This is a genomic window from uncultured Tateyamaria sp., from assembly GCF_947503705.1.
Lineage (GTDB): Bacteria > Pseudomonadota > Alphaproteobacteria > Rhodobacterales > Rhodobacteraceae > Tateyamaria.
On the sequence record NZ_CANNES010000009.1, the window covers coordinates 53,587 to 69,136 of the forward strand.

Sequence of the window (15,550 nt, forward strand, 5' to 3'; positions counted from 1 at the left end):
AAATCGTAAGGGAAAGGTCCGCTTGGTCCGCATAGCAGCCCTTCAGATTTCTTCGCCCCGTTCCTGCAACTCCTCAAACAGCTCCTGATAAATCCCGTTGCTGTCGCCACCGCCAAACACCGTGGCCCCGCCCGAATAGGTTTGGCCATAGGTGCGGGCCACGTTCACGGTCTGGATCAGGGCAGAGATCAACTGGTCCTTTTCCAACGGGCCGAGCGGATGGATGAAAACACCCCAGAGACGTCCACGGGCGACCGCGTAACGCGCATCAAGGGCCGTGTCGAAATTGGCCTGCATCAGGCGCATCAGCTCTTCCGTGGTCAGCCCCTGGGCGGAGCGGATCGGGACCATGGCGCGCATGCGGTCGGCCACAGGGTCTGCGACCACGATCACGGGGATGTCGTCGATGGTCAGCTCGATCATGTTGCCCGATGGCGTGGCCTCGGGGTCAATCGCCCGGATGATCTGGGCCAGGCGCAGCATTGTCATGCTCGGCTCGGCGGTTGGTTCGGGGTTGGGGGTGTCCTGGGCCACGGCGAAGGTGGCCAAGACCATGAGGGCGAGGGCAGGAAGGATACGGGGCATGGGGGTCACCTTTCATCTGACGTGATGAAAGGCTAAGCCCTGCCGCATTCAAATGCCACGCACCCTTTGGTGAACGGCTGTAACGCATCCCCGTAAGGCGCACTTATGTGTGCGCCTCAGACGGCGGCCTTGAGCGCGTCGGCCAGATCGGTGCGTTCCCAGCTGAACCCGCCATCCGCGTCCGGTGCCCGGCCAAAGTGGCCGTAGGCCGCAGTGCGCTGATAGATGGGACGGTTCAGCGACAGATGCTCGCGGATGCCGCGTGGTGTCAGGTCCATCACCGATGCCACGGCGGCTTCGATGTCTGCATCCGCCACTTGGCCGGTGCCGAATGTGTCGCAATAGATCGACAGGGGCTTGGACACGCCAATGGCATAGCTGAGCTGGATGGTGCATTTCTCTGCCATCCCTGCCGCCACAACGTTCTTGGCCAGATAGCGCGCGGCATAGGCCGCCGATCGGTCCACCTTGGTCGGGTCTTTGCCCGAGAACGCGCCGCCGCCATGGGGGGCCGCACCGCCATAGGTGTCGACGATGATCTTGCGCCCTGTCAGGCCTGCATCCCCGTCCGGGCCACCGATGACGAATTTACCCGTGGGGTTCACGTGCCATTCGGTCTCGTCCGTGATCCAGCCTTCGGGCAGGACTTCGTGGATATAGGGCGCCACCAGGGCGCGAATGTCGGCGCTGGTCAGGGCCTCGTCCAGGTGTTGGGTGGACAGCACGATGGAGCTGACGCCCACCGGCACGCCGTCGCGGTAGACCACCGAGAGTTGCGACTTGGCGTCGGGGCCAAGGGCCGGTTCGGTCCCGTTCTTGCGGACCTCGGCCAGACGGCGCAGCATGGCATGGGCATAGTGGATGGGAGCGGGCATGAGCGCGTCGGTCTCGTTGGTGGCATAGCCGAACATGATGCCCTGGTCGCCTGCCCCCTCGTCCTTGTCATCCGCCGCATCCACGCCTTGGGCGATATGGGCGGATTGCTCGTGCAGCAGGTTGGTGATTTCGCAGGTTTCCCAGTGAAACTTGTCCTGCTCGTAACCGATGTCCTTGATGCAGGCGCGAGCGATGTCCTCGATCTGCTCCATATAGTCGTGCAGCTTGTCCTGGTCGCTCAGGCCCACTTCGCCGCCGATCACAACACGGTCTGTGGTGGCAAAGGTTTCACAGGCCACACGTGCCTCTGGCTCTTCTGCGATAAAGGCGTCAAGGACGGCGTCCGAGATACGGTCACAGACTTTATCCGGGTGGCCCTCGGAAACGGATTCCGAGGTGAAAGTGTAATTCTGACGGGACATGTGCGCTCCAATGAAATGTTCGCCCGTCGCGTCAGGAAGCCGTTGCAACAGGATCGGGATGCTTTACGCGTGTGGTTCGCCCGCGTCAATGCCACCACTTTGCCGCAGCCGGGCGCGTGTCAGAACTGCGGCCACCAGCCCTAAAAAAAGCAGGACGGCCCAAGGTGCGTCGCCGGTGCGGCTATAGATTGTCGGTGGCGCGGGTGCGGGCAGTACCGCGTCCAGATATCCCGCCATGTTGAGCCCCAGCGCCGCGGTGACCCGACCGTTGGGGTCGATCACGGCAGAAATGCCCGTATTGGCCGCGCGGATCATGGGCAGGCCCTGTTCGATGGCGCGCATACGGGCTTGCGCCAGGTGCTGTTGCGGGCCGGATCGCGCCCCAAACCAGGCATCATTGGTCAATTGCATCAAGAAGGTCGGCCGCTCCGGCGCACCGCCCACATCATGGGCAAAGACCGCCTCGTAGCAGATCAGAGGCAAGGCCCGACCCAGCGCGCCAAAGTCGAGCAAGCGGGCCCCGGGCCCGGCGGCATATCCCCCTTCGGCGCGCGCGGCCAGGCCGCCCACTTCGATATGCCTGAAAAACCATTCGAACGGCATGTATTCGCCAAAGGGGACGAGGTGATGCTTGTCATAGGTCTGGGTGACCTGCCCCGCTGCGTCCAGGACCACAAGGCTGTTGAAATAGTCGCTGAACTGCCTGCGTTGGATGCCCAGCACCACAGGCGCGCCGCGCGCGGCCTCGGTTATGGCGTCAAAGACGACCTGGGCGTTTTCCACCAGATAGGGCAGCGCGGTTTCCGGCCAGACCACCAGATCGGGGACCGGACCGGCCGCCGTAAAATCAATCTGCCGGTTTACAAAAACGGGGACGCGCGAGGGATCCCATTTTTCATCCTGCGGCGCGTTGGGTTGCACCAGCCGCACTGTGTGGGCCGTTAGCTCGGCCTTCGGAGCCATCACCGGAAGCACGAAGAGGCTGACGCACGCAGCCGCAACCGCGATCCTGAGGGCCTTCCAAGTCCGCGACGCAATCACAGCGGCCAGCGCCGCCATGGCCAGCATGACGCCGTGCGGCCCACCCCAGGCAAGCCCCTGCCCCGCCAGACCATCCACCAGAGCCTGTGGGGGGGCCGCCCAAGGGAAGCCGGTAAAGACATAGGCCCGGAGCATTTCCACCCCGGCCCAGGCAAAGACCAGCACCCATGCCTGCCCGCCCGCCCAACGGGCAAAGGCCAGCGCAAAGGCCCAGAATGACCCCAAGAGCAGAGCCAGCAAGACCAGCGCAAAAGGGGCCATCCACCCGGTGACCGCCGCATCCACCTGAAACGGTTCGGTGATCCAGGACAGGGTTGGCGCGAAATAACCAAACCCCAAGGCCCAGCCCCTGATCAGGGCGCCGCGAACGTTCTGAGCGCCGCGCAAAAGCGCAAAGCCTGCCAAAAGCGGAACGAGGATAAGTACGCCAACGGAAAGCGGCGCGTGGGCCATTGACCCCACCGCTCCTGCGGTGATCGCCAGGAGCAGATGCGCCCAGGTTGGCCACCCTGCCATGCGGGTGGCGGGGTTGATCATTCGGCGGCGTCCCGTCCCTGCAAACGCACCCGCAACCGTTTGATCCGCCGTGGGTCTGCGTCGATCACTTCGAATTCGGGGCCGTCGGGATGCGGCACAACCTCGCCCCGCGCAGGCACGCGGCCCGCCAGCATAAAGACAAGGCCGCCCAGCGTGTCGATCTCTTCTTCGTCCACGTCATCATGGGTGGTCAGCGAGATGCCGATCTCTGACTCGAACTCGTCGAGCGGGGTTTTGGCAAGCGCCAGATAACAACCTGTCTTTTCCCGGGTGAAATGCGCACCTTCGTCGACGTCATGTTCATCCTCGATCTCGCCCACGACCTGTTCGATCAGGTCTTCGATGGTCACCAATCCGTCCACCCCACCATATTCGTCGATCACCAGCGCCATGTGCCGCCGCTCGGTCTGCATCTTGGTCAGCAAGACGCCGATGGTCATGGACGGAGGCACAAAGAGAAGCGGGCGCACTTCGGACTTGAGGTCGAAATCCTTGCCGCCGCCGTTAAAGCCGTGGCGCAGGGCGATGTCCTTGAGGTGGGCAAAGCCAAGCGGTGTGTCGATGGTGCCTTCAAACACCGGTAGCCGCGTGTGACCGCTTTCGCGGAAATTGGCGACCAGTTCGTCCAGCGTCGAGGTATCGGGAACGGCGTTGATGTCCGCCATGGGCACCGCGACATCCTCGACGCGCATCCGGCGCAGATTGATCATGCCGTGGCTTTGGGGGCGCGGCGCGCCTTCCACGGGCGCTTCGGCTTCGGTGTCAGATGGGCTGAGCGCGCCAATCACGCGCGCAAAGAATCCACTGTTTTGTGACGTGTCACTCGTGTCATTGTCTGACTGCGCGCGGGGCGCTGCGCCAGACGATCCGTCGTTTTCGCCCATTGGCTCCTGTCCAGTTGTGAGGCGCAAATGCGCCCCCGACCATATCCGTGACCCTAATATGGGTCAGGCAACCCCATGCTGCCAAGTATCTTGACCTCTAACGCTTCCATCCGCGTGGCATCAAGGTCACGAATGTGATCATAGCCCAGCAAATGCAGCGTCGCGTGCACGATCAGGTGCGTCACATGGTCCGCAAGCGGTTTGGCCTGCTCTGTCGCCTCGCGGGCGCACGTATCATAGGCAATGGCGATGTCGCCAAGGCTGTAGGTGCCGGAGGGGTCGGGATGCGGTTTTTCCGGTGCAGCCCCGTCCGTTTCGGAGGCCAGGTCATCTTCGGGCCAACTGAGCACATTGGTGGCTGTGGGCTTGTCCCGGAAATCCGCGTTGAGCTTGGCGATACGCGCGTCGTCGCAGCCCAGGATAGACAGTTCGGCGCGCGCCACCTTTTGATCCGCCAGCACGGCCCGCACGGCGGGTGTCGCCAATCCAATCAGGTTGGCCGTGGCCCAACGCGGGTCTTCGATCAGGATGTCGATGTCGTGTGGCAAGTGTCAGAACCGGGGGCCAGCCCCCGGACCCCCGGAGTATTTTCGAAGAAAAGAAGATCAGGACGGTGTCGTGTCGGCCTCGTACGCCTCGATGATCGCGGCCACAAGTGGATGCCGCACCACGTCTTTGGAGGTGAAATAGTTAAACCCGATCTTGGGCACAGATTTCAGCAACCGTTCCGCATCCGACAGCCCCGAGGGCACGCCGCGTGGCAGATCAATCTGGGTGCGGTCGCCGGTGATCACCATGCGCGAGCCTTCGCCGAGCCGGGTCAGAAACATCTTCATCTGCATGGTGGTGGCGTTTTGCGCCTCGTCCAGCACCACGAAGGCGCGGCTGAGTGTGCGACCCCGCATGAAGGCGAGCGGCGCGATTTCGATGGTTTTCTCTTCTTTCAGCTTGGCCAGTTGCTTGCCGGGCAGAAAGTCATTGAGCGCGTCATAAAGCGGCTGCATGTAGGGGTCGACTTTTTCCTCCTGGGTGCCGGGGAGGAAGCCCAGACGCTCGCCCGCTTCGACCGCAGGGCGGCACAGAATGATCCGGTCGACCTGACCCGAGATGAACATGGACACGCCCACAGCGACAGCCAGATAGGTTTTGCCGGTGCCTGCGGGGCCGATCCCGAATGCCATTTCATTGTCGAAGAGCGATTGAACATAGGCCTTTTGCGCGTCTGTGCGCGGCTCGACCAGTTTCTTGCGGGTCTTGATTTCGATCCTGTTGCCGACCGGCATTTCCAGCTGATCGCCCTGGCGCGCGCCGGTATCCGCCTCTGAGGCACCCATGCGCAGTTCGCGGTCGACATCGGCGGGCTCGACCTCTTTGCCCGTTTCAAGGCGCAGATAGAGGGCGTTCAGCACTTCGCTTGCGCGCTTTTGCGCAGCCTCTTCGCCCATGATCGCCAGCACGTTGCCACGTCGGATGATCTGGACCTCTAGGGCCGTTTCGACAGCCGTCAGATGCGCGTCATAGGGGCCGCACAAGTCGATCAGCAGTCGGTTGTCTGGAAATTCAAGAACCACTTCGGTCGGCGGTTGATCTAGGGTCAATATCTGCTCCTGTTGCGATATTCCTGAACCGTGGCAAGTTCGCGGGGCAGGTGCAACTGCCCCGCCGCTGATTTCGTACAATTCAAACAAAAAAGGCCGGAGCGTGCTAAACGCTCCGGCCTTGGAATGGGCTGACGACGGGCGATCAGTTCGGATCCCGCACCGTGGAGCCGCCTTTGAAGTCACCAACGGTCTGCGTGGGCTCGGCCACACCGGAGCATACCGGTTTGCCGTATTTGTCGAGCCGTGCCGACAGATACCCTTCGACGCCATCGTCGATGATCCAGTGATCGCAGCCGTTGGGGTCCACCCAGATCCCGGCCTGAAGCTGGCTGAGGTCCTTGCGGTCAAAGCCCCGGTCGATGGTCTTGTTGGGCGGATAGCCGTCGCCGCATGCAGCCAGGCCAAGGCCGCCGATCAGCAGCACAGGGACGAATTTTAACTTGGTCATGATAGGCGTCCCTTACTGAATACAGATGATTTCGACACGGCGGTTCTTGGCCATGCCAGCCGCAGTGTTGTTGGCCGCTGCAGGCAGCCGTTCGCCATACCCGCGCACATCCGCGATGCGTGCACCCGATTGGGCCGCGATGGCCGCCACGGCGTTGGCCCGGTTGAGCGACAGGCGCAGGTTATAGGCATCGCTGGCGCGGCTGTCGGTGTGGCCGGTGATAATATAGCTGGTGGCACTCGCGCTCTGGAAGAACTCGGCCAGGCGTTGTTTGCCGGCCTTGTGGATACGGTGGCTGTCGGTGGCAAAGAACTGGTCGGAGTTCATCACACCGCACAGGTTGCCCCGGCGGCAGACCGGGATGCCTTTGCGGTTCGTGTGGGGTGTCATGTACCCTTCGGCTCCGTCGTCCATCACCCAGTGTTCGCACCCGTCCGGGTCCACCCAGATCGTCGGGATATATTGCCCGCCGTCCCGGCCCTGTTGCGATCGCGTCTGGCCGAAGGCCTGCGCGTCCACGCTGACGGTCATCAATGACGTCAATGCCACAGCGGAGGCAGCCGCCACGACCATAAACTTGTTCACTGTTCGGGAATACAAATTCGCCACAGCCCTGTCCCTTTTGTTGTTGGTCCCCCGCAAAAGCCGCCAACATGTCTGAAAGAGACCGACCCTTGCCGTTATTGAGGCGAGGTTAAGGAAGTTTTAACGTTCTGTGAAGGGATTTTCACCATATATTGTGTCTAAATTCGGGGCAGTTACCAAAGAACACGGGTCTGAATGCCCGCCAGAGTGGTTTAGTCCCGCGGATCAGAGCAATTGGCCGGCAAGCGAGTTGGTGCCCGCATCAACGATTCTGACCGACGCGATCTCGCCCACGTTCACCTTTGCATCGGACACGTGGACAGCATGCAGGTATTCGCTTTTGCCAACCATCTGCCCTTCGAACCGTCCGGGCTTTTCGAACAGCACCTTGACGTCCCGTCCGACCATTCCATCCTGAATGCTGCGCTGCTGGCGCGTGATCAGCGCTTGCAAACGTTGCAACCGGTCATCTGCCTCGGCCGCATCGACCTGTGCCCGCTCGGCCGCAGGCGTGCCGGGCCGGGTCGAATATTTGAACGAATAGGCATAGCCGTAATTGACCTCTTCCACCAGATCGAGGGTCGCCTGGAAATCGGCCTCGGTTTCTTCGGGGAAGCCCACGATGAAATCGCCGGACATAAGGATATCTGGCCGCGCCGCCCTGATCCGTTCAATCAGGCGCAGATAGCTTTCTGCGGTGTGGCTGCGGTTCATCCGTTTGAGAATCTTGTCGCTGCCCGACTGGACCGGCAGATGCAGGTACGGCATCAGCTTGGCACAGGTACCATGCGCCTCGATCAGGTCATCACTCATATCGTTGGGATGGCTGGTGGTGAAGCGGATGCGTTCCAGCCCATCCACCTTGTCCAGGTCCCAGATCAGCTTGGCCAGCGTATAATCTGACCCGTCAGGCCCCGCGCCGTGATAGGCGTTCACATTCTGGCCCAGCAGGGTGATCTCGCGTACGCCCCGTTCCACCAGGTCGCGCGCCTCGTCGAGGATGCGCGCGGCGGGGCGGCTGACTTCGGCGCCACGGGTATAGGGCACCACGCAAAAGGCGCAAAACTTGTCGCAGCCTTCCTGCACAGTCAGAAATGCCGAGGGCGCGCGGCGGGCCTTGGGGCGGCCCTTGAGCTTTTCGAACTTGTCTTCTTCGGGGAAATCCGTGTCGAGGGCTTTTTCGCCGGTGCGGGCTTTGGCCTCCATCTCGGGCAGGCGGTGATAGCTTTGCGGGCCGACCACGAGGTCAACGGCAGGCTGGCGGCGCATGATCTCTTCGCCCTCGGCCTGCGCAACGCAACCAGCGACACCAATTTTCAAATCGGGGTTCGTCGTCTTGAACTGCTTGAGGCGACCCAGTTCGGAATAGACTTTCTCCGCCGCCTTTTCCCGAATGTGGCAGGTGTTGAGCAGGATCATATCCGCGTCGTCCGGCGTTGCCGTTTCGACATAGCCCTGCCCGCCCAGCGCTTCGGCCATGCGTTCGCTGTCGTAGACGTTCATCTGGCAACCATAGGTCTTGATGAAGAGCTTTTTCGGCGTCGTCATGGCGTGTGTCCGGGGCTGTTGGGTCAGATCGCGGCTCTATCAAGAAGGGCTGCGGCTTGCAATGCACCCAAGATTAACCGATTTTGTGCAAAACACCTGGCACAGGGTTCCATTGATGCAGTTCGACAGTCTGACAGCTTTTGCCAAATCCGATGAAGCCGTGCCCAAAAAGGGCCCGGTGGCCATTGTGCTGGTCGAGGACGATGTCGAGGTCGCCACGACCTTGCGGCACCATCAACAGGCGGGCTTTCGCCACCTGATCGCGTTTATGCCGCCCGAGTTCGAATTGCCCCGGGATCTGACCGATACGGTGACCCGGATCGACTATGACGCAACGGTCGAGGAGGCGCTGGAAACGGCCGTAAACGGTGTAATCGCGGTTGTGCCCGCGGGCACCTGGATGTTCTACTGCTACAATGCGGAATACCTCTTTCACCCGTTTTGCGAGACGCGGACGGTGGGCGAGATGCTGGCCTTTCACACCGAAGAGCGGCGTGATGCCATGCTGACCTATGTGATTGACCTTTATGCGGATGATCTGTGGGAATGCCCCGATGCGGTGTCGCTTGACCGGGCGCATCTGGATCGTTCAGGCTATTATGCGCTTGCCCGACCCGATGCGCATGGGCACCCCAAAGAACGGCAGTTGGACTTTTTCGGTGGCCTGCGCTGGCGTTATGAGGAACACGTGCCTGCCGCGCGGCGCAAGATTGACCGGATTGCCCTGTTCAAGACCAAGCCCGGCCTGAAACTGCGCCCTGATCACACCTTTGATGATGAAGAATACAACACCTTTGCCTGTGAATGGCACCATAATATCACGGCGGCCATCTGTTCTTTCCGCACGGCGAAGGCGTTGAAACTGAACCCTGGCAGCACCTTTGATATCGAGACGTTCAAATGGCATAATTCGGCGCCGTTTGAATGGCATTCGCGGCAATTGCTGGATTTGGGATTGATGGAACCGGGGCAATGGTTCTGAGGGAACACACCGCCCCGGTCTGAACTGAGCCCTTAGGAGGCTTTCGGCTCTTCGAGCTCTTCCGGGGCCTCGACGGGGGCTTCAACGGGCGTCGCTTCGACATCCATCACGTCATTCGCCACGCCAGCCAGGCCGTTTTCCAGGCTTACGCCCAGTTCTTTGCCTAGCGCTTGCATGGCGGGCATTTGCAGGGCCATGCCCAGCACAGAGTCGAGGGCCTGGTTCACCGGCGTGCCGGATGTGCCGCCACCGCCTGCCGCACCGGGTTGGCCCATGCCGGTCACCTGATGGATCTTGATCGAGTCGATCTTTTCGGCGGGCTTGACCATCTCCGCGATCATGGCAGGCATCGCCTCCAGTTGAGCCAGGCGGACCTTCATCGCGATGATTTCCGCGCTCAATTCATTCTCGGAATTTGCGATGGCTGTCTGACCTTCGGCGGTGGCCAGCAGGTCGGTCTTTTTCGCAGCGGCCCGCACGGTCATCGCGTCGGCATCCGCCTGTGCCTCTTCCAATTTGGCTGCGGCGCGGTCGGCGGCTGCCTCTTTCTCGGCGGCGGCGGCCAGACGAATGGCGGTGGCTTGGCGTTCGGCCTCTTTTTCGGCCTCGATCAGGGCAATTTCCTTGGATCGCTGCGCTTCGGCCACGGCACGGGCCGTTTCGATGGCCTCGGCGGCCTTTTTGGCCTCCGCCCGGGCGTTGTCGGCTGAGGCGCGAGCCTGGCTTTCTTCCTCCGATTTGCGAGCCACGATGATGGCACGCTCCTGATCGGCGACCTCCAGTTCGCGTTCATTGGCGATCTCCGCCTCGCGGATGGTCCGCTCGCGGTTGATCTCAGCGGCGCGGACCGCGCGTTCGCGTTCGATGCGGGCTTCTTCCTTGGCCCGATCTGACGCTTCCTGATTGCGGGCGATCTGCGCCTCTTGCTGGGCTTGCAGGGTCTGGATCTCTTCGATCTGGGCAATTTCGGCCTGCTGCTTTTCGCGCTCGATCTGGTATTTGCGCTTTTCCGCTTCCATTTCGGATTGCGCCACGGCGACATCGGCTTCGGCCGAAATCTCGGCGCGCTCCTTGCGCGACGTGGCAATCACGGCGGCAAGTTTCTGCATGCCCACGGCATTGAAGGCGTTGTTTTCATCCAGGCTTTCGAACGGGGTCTGGTCAAGGGCGGTCAGCGACACGGCCTCAAGCTCCAACCCGTTTTTCAACAAGTCTTCAGAGATAGCATTCTGCACCTCCTGAACAAAGCTGGCGCGGTTTTCATGCAATTCGTCCATCGTCATTTGCGCAGCAACCGCACGCAAACCATCCACCAGCTTGCCTTCGATCATCTCGCGCAGTTGATCGACATGGAATGTGCGGTCGCCCAGGGTTTGGGCGGCGCGGGAAATGCCGTCTTCGGTTGCGTTGACCGAAACGTAGAACTCTACGCCAACGTCAACGCGCATCCGGTCCTTGGTGATCAAGGATTGCTCGGCCACACGCGCCACTTCGAGGCGCAGCGTCTTCATGTTGACCTTGGAGATTTCGTGCAGGAATGGCACCACAATCGTGCCGCCATCCATGATGACCTTTTTGCCGCCCGATCCGGTTTTGACCAGGCTGGTTTCACGCGTGGCCCGTTTATAGAGCCGCGCCATGATCAGGCCAATGAACACCAAGAGGCCAACAATGACTGCGGCAGGAACGAGAATAGAAGAAAACGACATCAGGATACTCCTTCAGAGAACATAAAAAAGCAGCGGCGTAACGGTCAGATGACAAAGAACTTGTCGCCGCGCTTGCGGATCAAGGTGACATCGCTGCCGACAGGAAAGACATCGCCGTCATGCAACGGCTCGACCCGCAGGTAATGCGTGTTGTCGTGACGATCCTTTATCTTGACCTCGGCAGGTTTGCCGCGGGCGGCCGTCCCTTGGGTGATGGTGCCCCGATAGCCGCCCATATGCCGCGCCTTGAGCGCGGTGGTTTCGGTTTTGGGCATGATCAGGGCCACCCAATTGGCGATGATCCGCGTGACGGCCAGCGCAGGCACCGCCGCCAGGATCGCCGCCAGCGCCGCAGGCAATGCCGCGCCAATGAGGCCATTGACCGCCGATTGCAGCATCAAGCCGATCAGTCCAAACATCGTCAGAAACGACACCAGCCAAATGAGAAAGGGCACATCGCGCGCACCGATCCAGGTGAACACGCCGCCAGACGAGGCACCCGTATCAATGGCCTCGGTCCCGGGATCAACCTCTATCTCTGCGCCATCCAAATCAGCCGAGAGATCGAAATCAACGTCGACGTCCAGGTCAGGTGCATCAGAACCCACCCCGAGGATAGAGCCCCCGATCAGCGCGCTCAGGATTTCCAGAACAAACAGCCCCGCAACAACGGTCAACGCGATAGCAAAGGGCAAAGAGGCCGGGGACGTAAAAAGTTCGATCATTGGGATCCTTTCGATCATTACATAACACAACCCTTGGTATAGTTGAAGTATTTATATGCAAATTTTAGAGTTTGGAAATATTTTTATCCTGTGATATGGCTAATTTCACACACATCCTTGCCCCTCGGAACCCGTCATGCCGGACTTCATGGAACAGCGTCGCCTGGCGCGCATGATCGACAAGACCGCCAAGCAGGTGGGCGAAGTCAGCGTGCCTGAAAAGGGATGGATCGCATCTGTGCGCCGCGCTTTGGGCATGTCGGCGGAACAGGTCGCCTTGCGCAAAGGCGTGAGCCGAAATGCGGTTTATCAGGCGGAGCGGAGCGAGAAAGAGGGCGCTGTCTCTCTCAAGCAGATGGAGCAGCTGGCCAAGGCGATGAATGGGCGGTTCGTCTATGCCATTGTCCCGGATGGTCGTGTTGAAGACATCAAATATCGCCACGCCCTCAAGAAAGCCCAAAATCTGGCAAAGAGTGATCCCGAAATAGCATCTTTACCCGCCGACGAGCGGCAAGACTGGATCGAGGACAAGGCCGCAGAATTGCTGCACGATTTCCCGCCGTCCTTTTGGGAGTCTGAATAGAGCTGTCGCCCCTGCATCAAAACACCGTGCAAAAATCCCATTCCGGCCGCCTATGGCGCGGCCTCGTGCCGTTTTGAGACGTCAGGGTGCTATGGATCAGTATGGCATGACGGCAGGCCGTGCTTAGGATTTGCCAACCGCGATGCGACATGGGCGACGGAATACATTTATTGAAACGCGCGGGCGCACATACCACTTTTCGAGCAAGCCGTCGCAAGAGTACGGACTGCCGTAATGGGTGCGTGGCAAATACTGATGCTCAGCGCGACAATGCCGAACGCATTAGGCCAGGTTTGATCAACAGCAGGCGCCAGAGACCCTGCACACCCTTTGGTCGATACAGTCAGGTCATGCACATACGCGCGGAGGTCACACTTCGAAATCCAGGACAAAGACACCGTCTGCCCCACCATCCAGTTCCGCGACAATCCGCGCACCGATGGCCTGATGAACTGGATCAATCAGATACGCGTCGCGCACAGCGACATCGCGAAAATCGAACCAAAAAAGGTGCCGGAAATCGCGCACCAAGGCATCTTCCACGCTGACGTTTGGTCGGACCTGAAAGTCGAGAATACCGCCGATGTGACCCGACAATCCCTTGAGATCATTCATAAGGTCATCTTTTGTCGATTGGGGCGTGTCCGCATTGAACCGCAGTGCAACAAGGTGACGAAGCATCAGTCGTCCTTTCAAAATTTGGGGGGGCGTTTTTCGCGAAAGGCCGATAGCCCTTCGGCGAGATCATCCGATCCTGCGGCCAAAGCACCTGCCAAGGCTTCAAGAACGCGTTCGCGGTCTTCTCCATCGGCGGCGTTGATCAGCATCTTTGTCAATTCAGTTGCACGCGGGCTACGGGCCAACACGGCTTGCGCCATTTCGAGGGCCTTGGCCATGCCGTGCCCCGTATCAACCACATGATCCACAAAGCCGAGATCACATGCGGCATCTGCCGTGAATACTTCCCCGAATATAGCCATGCGGCGCACGATTTGAGCGCCGAACCGGCGCGTTGCGCGTTGCGTGCCAGACCAGCCCGGAATGATGCCAAGGCCCGTTTCCGGTTGGCCGATCTTGATGTGTTTCTCTGCAATCCGCACATCGGCGCAGGCCGCCAGTTCAAGCCCGCCGCCAAGTGCGTGACCGTCCAAGACCGCAATCACAGGCTGGCGCAGGCGCGCCAAGGCGTCAAATGCGGCATGACCACCCCGCACCCAATGGCGGCCGAAATCCTGCGGGCTTTCGCCTGCCCATGCCTCGATGTCGCCGCCTGCGCAAAATGCTTTGCCTTCGCCCGCCAGGATTACGACCCGGGCCGTGCTGTGTTCGATTTCGCGGCAACGGTCTGACAATGCGTGGACCATCGCGGTATCGAGAGCGTTCAGCTTTTCCGCACGTGCCAGGGTCAGATGGGCAATGCCATCGGTGATTTTTAGGCGTATTGTCATACCTTCAATCCAAAGGGTTCCGGTTGAAACAGCGCGGCATCCATCGTTCGAAGTTGATCCGACACCAGCAGCGGTGTTTGCGCCTGATCCAGAATATCGCGCTGCAAATCAACGCCGGGCGCTATTTCCGTCACTGTCAGCCCGTCGGGGCGCAGTACCAGTACACAGCGTTCTGTGACATAGGTTGCGTCCTGGCCCTGCTCCACTGCGCGTTTGCCCGAGAATGACACCTGATCCACCTCGGGGACGATTTTGGCGGTATGGCCTTCGCGGTCGATCACCAGTTTCCCGTCTTCGATCCGCACTTTGGCCCCTGCATTGAACGTACCCGAGAAGATGATACGCTTGGCACGCGTTGTGATGTCGACAAAGCCGCCTGCCCCCGCTGTCCGGTGTGGTGTCGCGGCCAGTCGGGAAACGTTGACCGAACCCTGCGCATCGATTTCAAGGAAGGACAAGAGCGAGGCGTCAAAGCCTCCAGCCTGGAAATAGGCGAACTGATGGGGCGACGCGACAAAAGCCTCGGCGTTGGCGGCGCAACCGAACTTGAAGTCAAGCAAGGGAATGCCGCCGACCGCACCCTGTTCGATCACCCATGTGACAGCGCCGTGCAGTCCTTCTTCCAAAAAGATGCGCGGAACGTTGGCGGACACGCCAAATCCCACATTGACGGCCCACCCTTCGTTCAATTCTTGCGCGACGCGGCGGGCAATCACCTTTTGCGCGTTGAATTCTGGAACCTGGAAACTGTCCAGCGGGCGGATCAGTTCGCCCGAGATCGCCGGATCATAGGGAGTCGCGGTGGTTTGCAGCATATCCGGTGCCTCGACGACGTGATCGACGAAAATGCCAGGTACCCGCACGTCATGCGGTCTGATCGACCCGTTGGCGGCCACACGGCGCACTTGCGCGATGACAACCCCGCCACAGTTGCGCGCGGCCAACGCCATCTCCATCGCGCCAAGATAGGCACCTTCGGATTCAAAGCTCAGATTGCCGCGCTGATCCGCGGTTGTCGCTCTAATGATGGCAACATCCGGCCGCAATGCCTTGAAGTACAACCAGTCCTCGCCATCAAACTGTTCCCTGCGCACAATCGGCTTGCTGCGGGCCGCCGCGTTCATGGCCCCCCCTTCGAGGTCGGGATCGACAAACGTACCCATGCCCACCTTGGACAGGACACCGGGCCGCTGCCCCGCCCCCTCTCTCAGCATGTCAAAGATGATGCCGGACGGCAGATTGTAGGCTTCGACAGCATTGCCGGTGATCATTTGCCAGATGAGGGGCGGCTCAGCGTTCGTCGGCCCAGAAGGGTAGCTGCCCCCGATGATACGGGCCAGGCAGCCGGGCTTGGCAATGTGATCCACCCCTTTGGTGCCAAAGAAGTCGCCAGCGGCAATGGGGTGAATGGATGTCAGGTTTTGCGGGTGGCCCGTTTCATCAAACCGCGCCCCGAGCGCCGCGAGGACCGCATCCGGACAACAGAGCCCACTTGACGAGTTGACTGCCACCACGGCCCCGTCAGGGATACCGGCAACGGCGTTAGCGGCTGTGGTCTGCTTAGTCACGGAGTTGG

16 protein-coding genes and 1 riboswitch are annotated in these 15,550 nt (G+C 60.6%); of the genes, 2 read left to right on the forward strand and 14 right to left on the reverse strand.

Annotated elements, in window-relative coordinates; genetic code table 11:
- Nucleotides 1-42 precede the first annotated feature (42 nt).
- The 9 genes from Q1A44_RS17510 to miaB all read right to left on the reverse strand — a co-directional run bounded on the left by Q1A44_RS17510 (nt 43) and on the right by miaB (nt 8,527).
- Nucleotides 43-585: a hypothetical protein gene (locus tag Q1A44_RS17510; protein WP_299627871.1), complete on the reverse strand. Its 543-nt coding sequence runs from the start codon at nt 583-585 to the stop codon at nt 43-45.
- A gap of 116 nt (nt 586-701) precedes the next feature.
- On the reverse strand, nt 702-1,883 hold the full coding sequence (gene metK, locus Q1A44_RS17515) for a methionine adenosyltransferase (protein WP_299627873.1): 1,182 nt from the start codon (nt 1,881-1,883) through the stop codon (nt 702-704).
- A 3-nt stretch (nt 1,884-1,886) separates the two neighbouring features.
- A riboswitch (SAM-SAH riboswitch) is annotated at nt 1,887-1,937 on the reverse strand.
- 9 nt (nt 1,938-1,946) lie between these two features.
- On the reverse strand, nt 1,947-3,461 hold the full coding sequence (gene lnt, locus Q1A44_RS17520; RefSeq protein WP_299627875.1) for an apolipoprotein N-acyltransferase: 1,515 nt from the start codon (nt 3,459-3,461) through the stop codon (nt 1,947-1,949).
- Nucleotides 3,458-4,345, reverse strand: a complete 888-nt coding sequence (locus Q1A44_RS17525; protein ID WP_299627877.1) for a hemolysin family protein — start codon at nt 4,343-4,345, stop codon at nt 3,458-3,460. The genes lnt and Q1A44_RS17525 overlap by 4 nt, the downstream gene beginning before the upstream one ends.
- Before the next feature lie 53 nt (nt 4,346-4,398).
- The gene (gene ybeY, locus Q1A44_RS17530; RefSeq protein WP_299627879.1) at nt 4,399-4,893 is read right to left on the reverse strand and encodes an rRNA maturation RNase YbeY; all 495 of its coding nucleotides are present in this window, start codon (nt 4,891-4,893) and stop codon (nt 4,399-4,401) included.
- A gap of 57 nt (nt 4,894-4,950) precedes the next feature.
- Nucleotides 4,951-5,943 carry a PhoH family protein gene (locus tag Q1A44_RS17535; RefSeq protein WP_299627881.1) on the reverse strand — a complete coding sequence of 331 codons (993 nt, stop codon included), beginning with the start codon at nt 5,941-5,943 and terminating at the stop codon, nt 4,951-4,953.
- A 145-nt stretch (nt 5,944-6,088) separates the two neighbouring features.
- A complete protein-coding gene (locus tag Q1A44_RS17540; protein WP_299627883.1) occupies nt 6,089-6,394 on the reverse strand; it encodes a hypothetical protein in 306 nt (101 codons plus the stop codon).
- A gap of 12 nt (nt 6,395-6,406) precedes the next feature.
- A complete protein-coding gene (locus Q1A44_RS17545; protein ID WP_299627885.1) occupies nt 6,407-6,925 on the reverse strand; it encodes an OmpA family protein in 519 nt (172 codons plus the stop codon).
- Between the two features lie 279 nt (nt 6,926-7,204).
- Entirely contained in the window at nt 7,205-8,527 is a 1,323-nt protein-coding gene (gene miaB, locus Q1A44_RS17550; protein WP_299627887.1) for a tRNA (N6-isopentenyl adenosine(37)-C2)-methylthiotransferase MiaB, read from the reverse strand.
- 115 nt (nt 8,528-8,642) lie between these two features.
- Between miaB and Q1A44_RS17555 the strand changes: the two genes are divergently transcribed.
- Nucleotides 8,643-9,509, forward strand: a complete 867-nt coding sequence (locus Q1A44_RS17555; RefSeq protein WP_299627890.1) for a hypothetical protein — start codon at nt 8,643-8,645, stop codon at nt 9,507-9,509.
- Nucleotides 9,510-9,541: 32 nt separating this feature from the next.
- On the opposite strand, the gene Q1A44_RS17560 is transcribed toward Q1A44_RS17555, so the two are convergent.
- Together Q1A44_RS17560 and Q1A44_RS17565 are read right to left on the reverse strand one after the other, a co-directional pair.
- Entirely contained in the window at nt 9,542-11,218 is a 1,677-nt protein-coding gene (locus Q1A44_RS17560; protein ID WP_299627892.1) for a flotillin domain-containing protein, read from the reverse strand.
- Nucleotides 11,219-11,262: 44 nt separating this feature from the next.
- Nucleotides 11,263-11,943 carry a YqiJ family protein gene (locus Q1A44_RS17565; RefSeq protein ID WP_299627894.1) on the reverse strand — a complete coding sequence of 227 codons (681 nt, stop codon included), beginning with the start codon at nt 11,941-11,943 and terminating at the stop codon, nt 11,263-11,265.
- Nucleotides 11,944-12,079: 136 nt separating this feature from the next.
- Between Q1A44_RS17565 and Q1A44_RS17570 the strand changes: the two genes are divergently transcribed.
- Nucleotides 12,080-12,526, forward strand: coding sequence for a helix-turn-helix domain-containing protein (locus tag Q1A44_RS17570; protein ID WP_299627896.1), 447 nt, complete (start codon nt 12,080-12,082; stop codon nt 12,524-12,526).
- A 369-nt stretch (nt 12,527-12,895) separates the two neighbouring features.
- Here Q1A44_RS17570 and Q1A44_RS17575 read toward each other — a convergent pair whose 3' ends face one another.
- Genes Q1A44_RS17575 through Q1A44_RS17585 form a run of 3 tightly spaced genes read right to left on the reverse strand, consistent with a single transcriptional unit; the run spans nt 12,896 to nt 15,542 of the window.
- Nucleotides 12,896-13,207, reverse strand: a complete 312-nt coding sequence (locus Q1A44_RS17575) for a Dabb family protein (protein WP_299627898.1) — start codon at nt 13,205-13,207, stop codon at nt 12,896-12,898.
- Between the two features lie 11 nt (nt 13,208-13,218).
- Nucleotides 13,219-13,974 carry an enoyl-CoA hydratase/isomerase family protein gene (locus Q1A44_RS17580; RefSeq protein WP_299627900.1) on the reverse strand — a complete coding sequence of 252 codons (756 nt, stop codon included), beginning with the start codon at nt 13,972-13,974 and terminating at the stop codon, nt 13,219-13,221.
- Nucleotides 13,971-15,542, reverse strand: coding sequence for an acyl CoA:acetate/3-ketoacid CoA transferase (locus tag Q1A44_RS17585; protein ID WP_299627902.1), 1,572 nt, complete (start codon nt 15,540-15,542; stop codon nt 13,971-13,973). The genes Q1A44_RS17580 and Q1A44_RS17585 overlap by 4 nt, the downstream gene beginning before the upstream one ends.
- Nucleotides 15,543-15,550: the final 8 nt, after the last annotated feature.

Bases quoted from the DNA above. Each gene is read 5' to 3' on its own strand.
- Q1A44_RS17510 (WP_299627871.1), bottom strand. From the start codon at position 585: ATGCCCCGTATCCTTCCTGCCCTCGCCCTCATGGTCTTGGCCACCTTC.
- metK (WP_299627873.1), bottom strand. From the start codon at position 1,883: ATGTCCCGTCAGAATTACACTTTCACCTCGGAATCCGTTTCCGAGGGC.
- lnt (WP_299627875.1), bottom strand. From the start codon at position 3,461: ATGATCAACCCCGCCACCCGCATGGCAGGGTGGCCAACCTGGGCGCAT.
- Q1A44_RS17525 (WP_299627877.1), bottom strand. From the start codon at position 4,345: ATGGGCGAAAACGACGGATCGTCTGGCGCAGCGCCCCGCGCGCAGTCA.
- Q1A44_RS17540 (WP_299627883.1), bottom strand. From the start codon at position 6,394: ATGACCAAGTTAAAATTCGTCCCTGTGCTGCTGATCGGCGGCCTTGGC.
- Q1A44_RS17545 (WP_299627885.1), bottom strand. From the start codon at position 6,925: ATGACCGTCAGCGTGGACGCGCAGGCCTTCGGCCAGACGCGATCGCAA.
- miaB (WP_299627887.1), bottom strand. From the start codon at position 8,527: ATGACGACGCCGAAAAAGCTCTTCATCAAGACCTATGGTTGCCAGATG.
- Q1A44_RS17555 (WP_299627890.1), top strand. From the start codon at position 8,643: ATGCAGTTCGACAGTCTGACAGCTTTTGCCAAATCCGATGAAGCCGTG.
- Q1A44_RS17560 (WP_299627892.1), bottom strand. From the start codon at position 11,218: ATGTCGTTTTCTTCTATTCTCGTTCCTGCCGCAGTCATTGTTGGCCTC.
- Q1A44_RS17565 (WP_299627894.1), bottom strand. From the start codon at position 11,943: ATGATCGAACTTTTTACGTCCCCGGCCTCTTTGCCCTTTGCTATCGCG.
- Q1A44_RS17570 (WP_299627896.1), top strand. From the start codon at position 12,080: ATGCCGGACTTCATGGAACAGCGTCGCCTGGCGCGCATGATCGACAAG.
- Q1A44_RS17575 (WP_299627898.1), bottom strand. From the start codon at position 13,207: ATGCTTCGTCACCTTGTTGCACTGCGGTTCAATGCGGACACGCCCCAA.
- Q1A44_RS17580 (WP_299627900.1), bottom strand. From the start codon at position 13,974: ATGACAATACGCCTAAAAATCACCGATGGCATTGCCCATCTGACCCTG.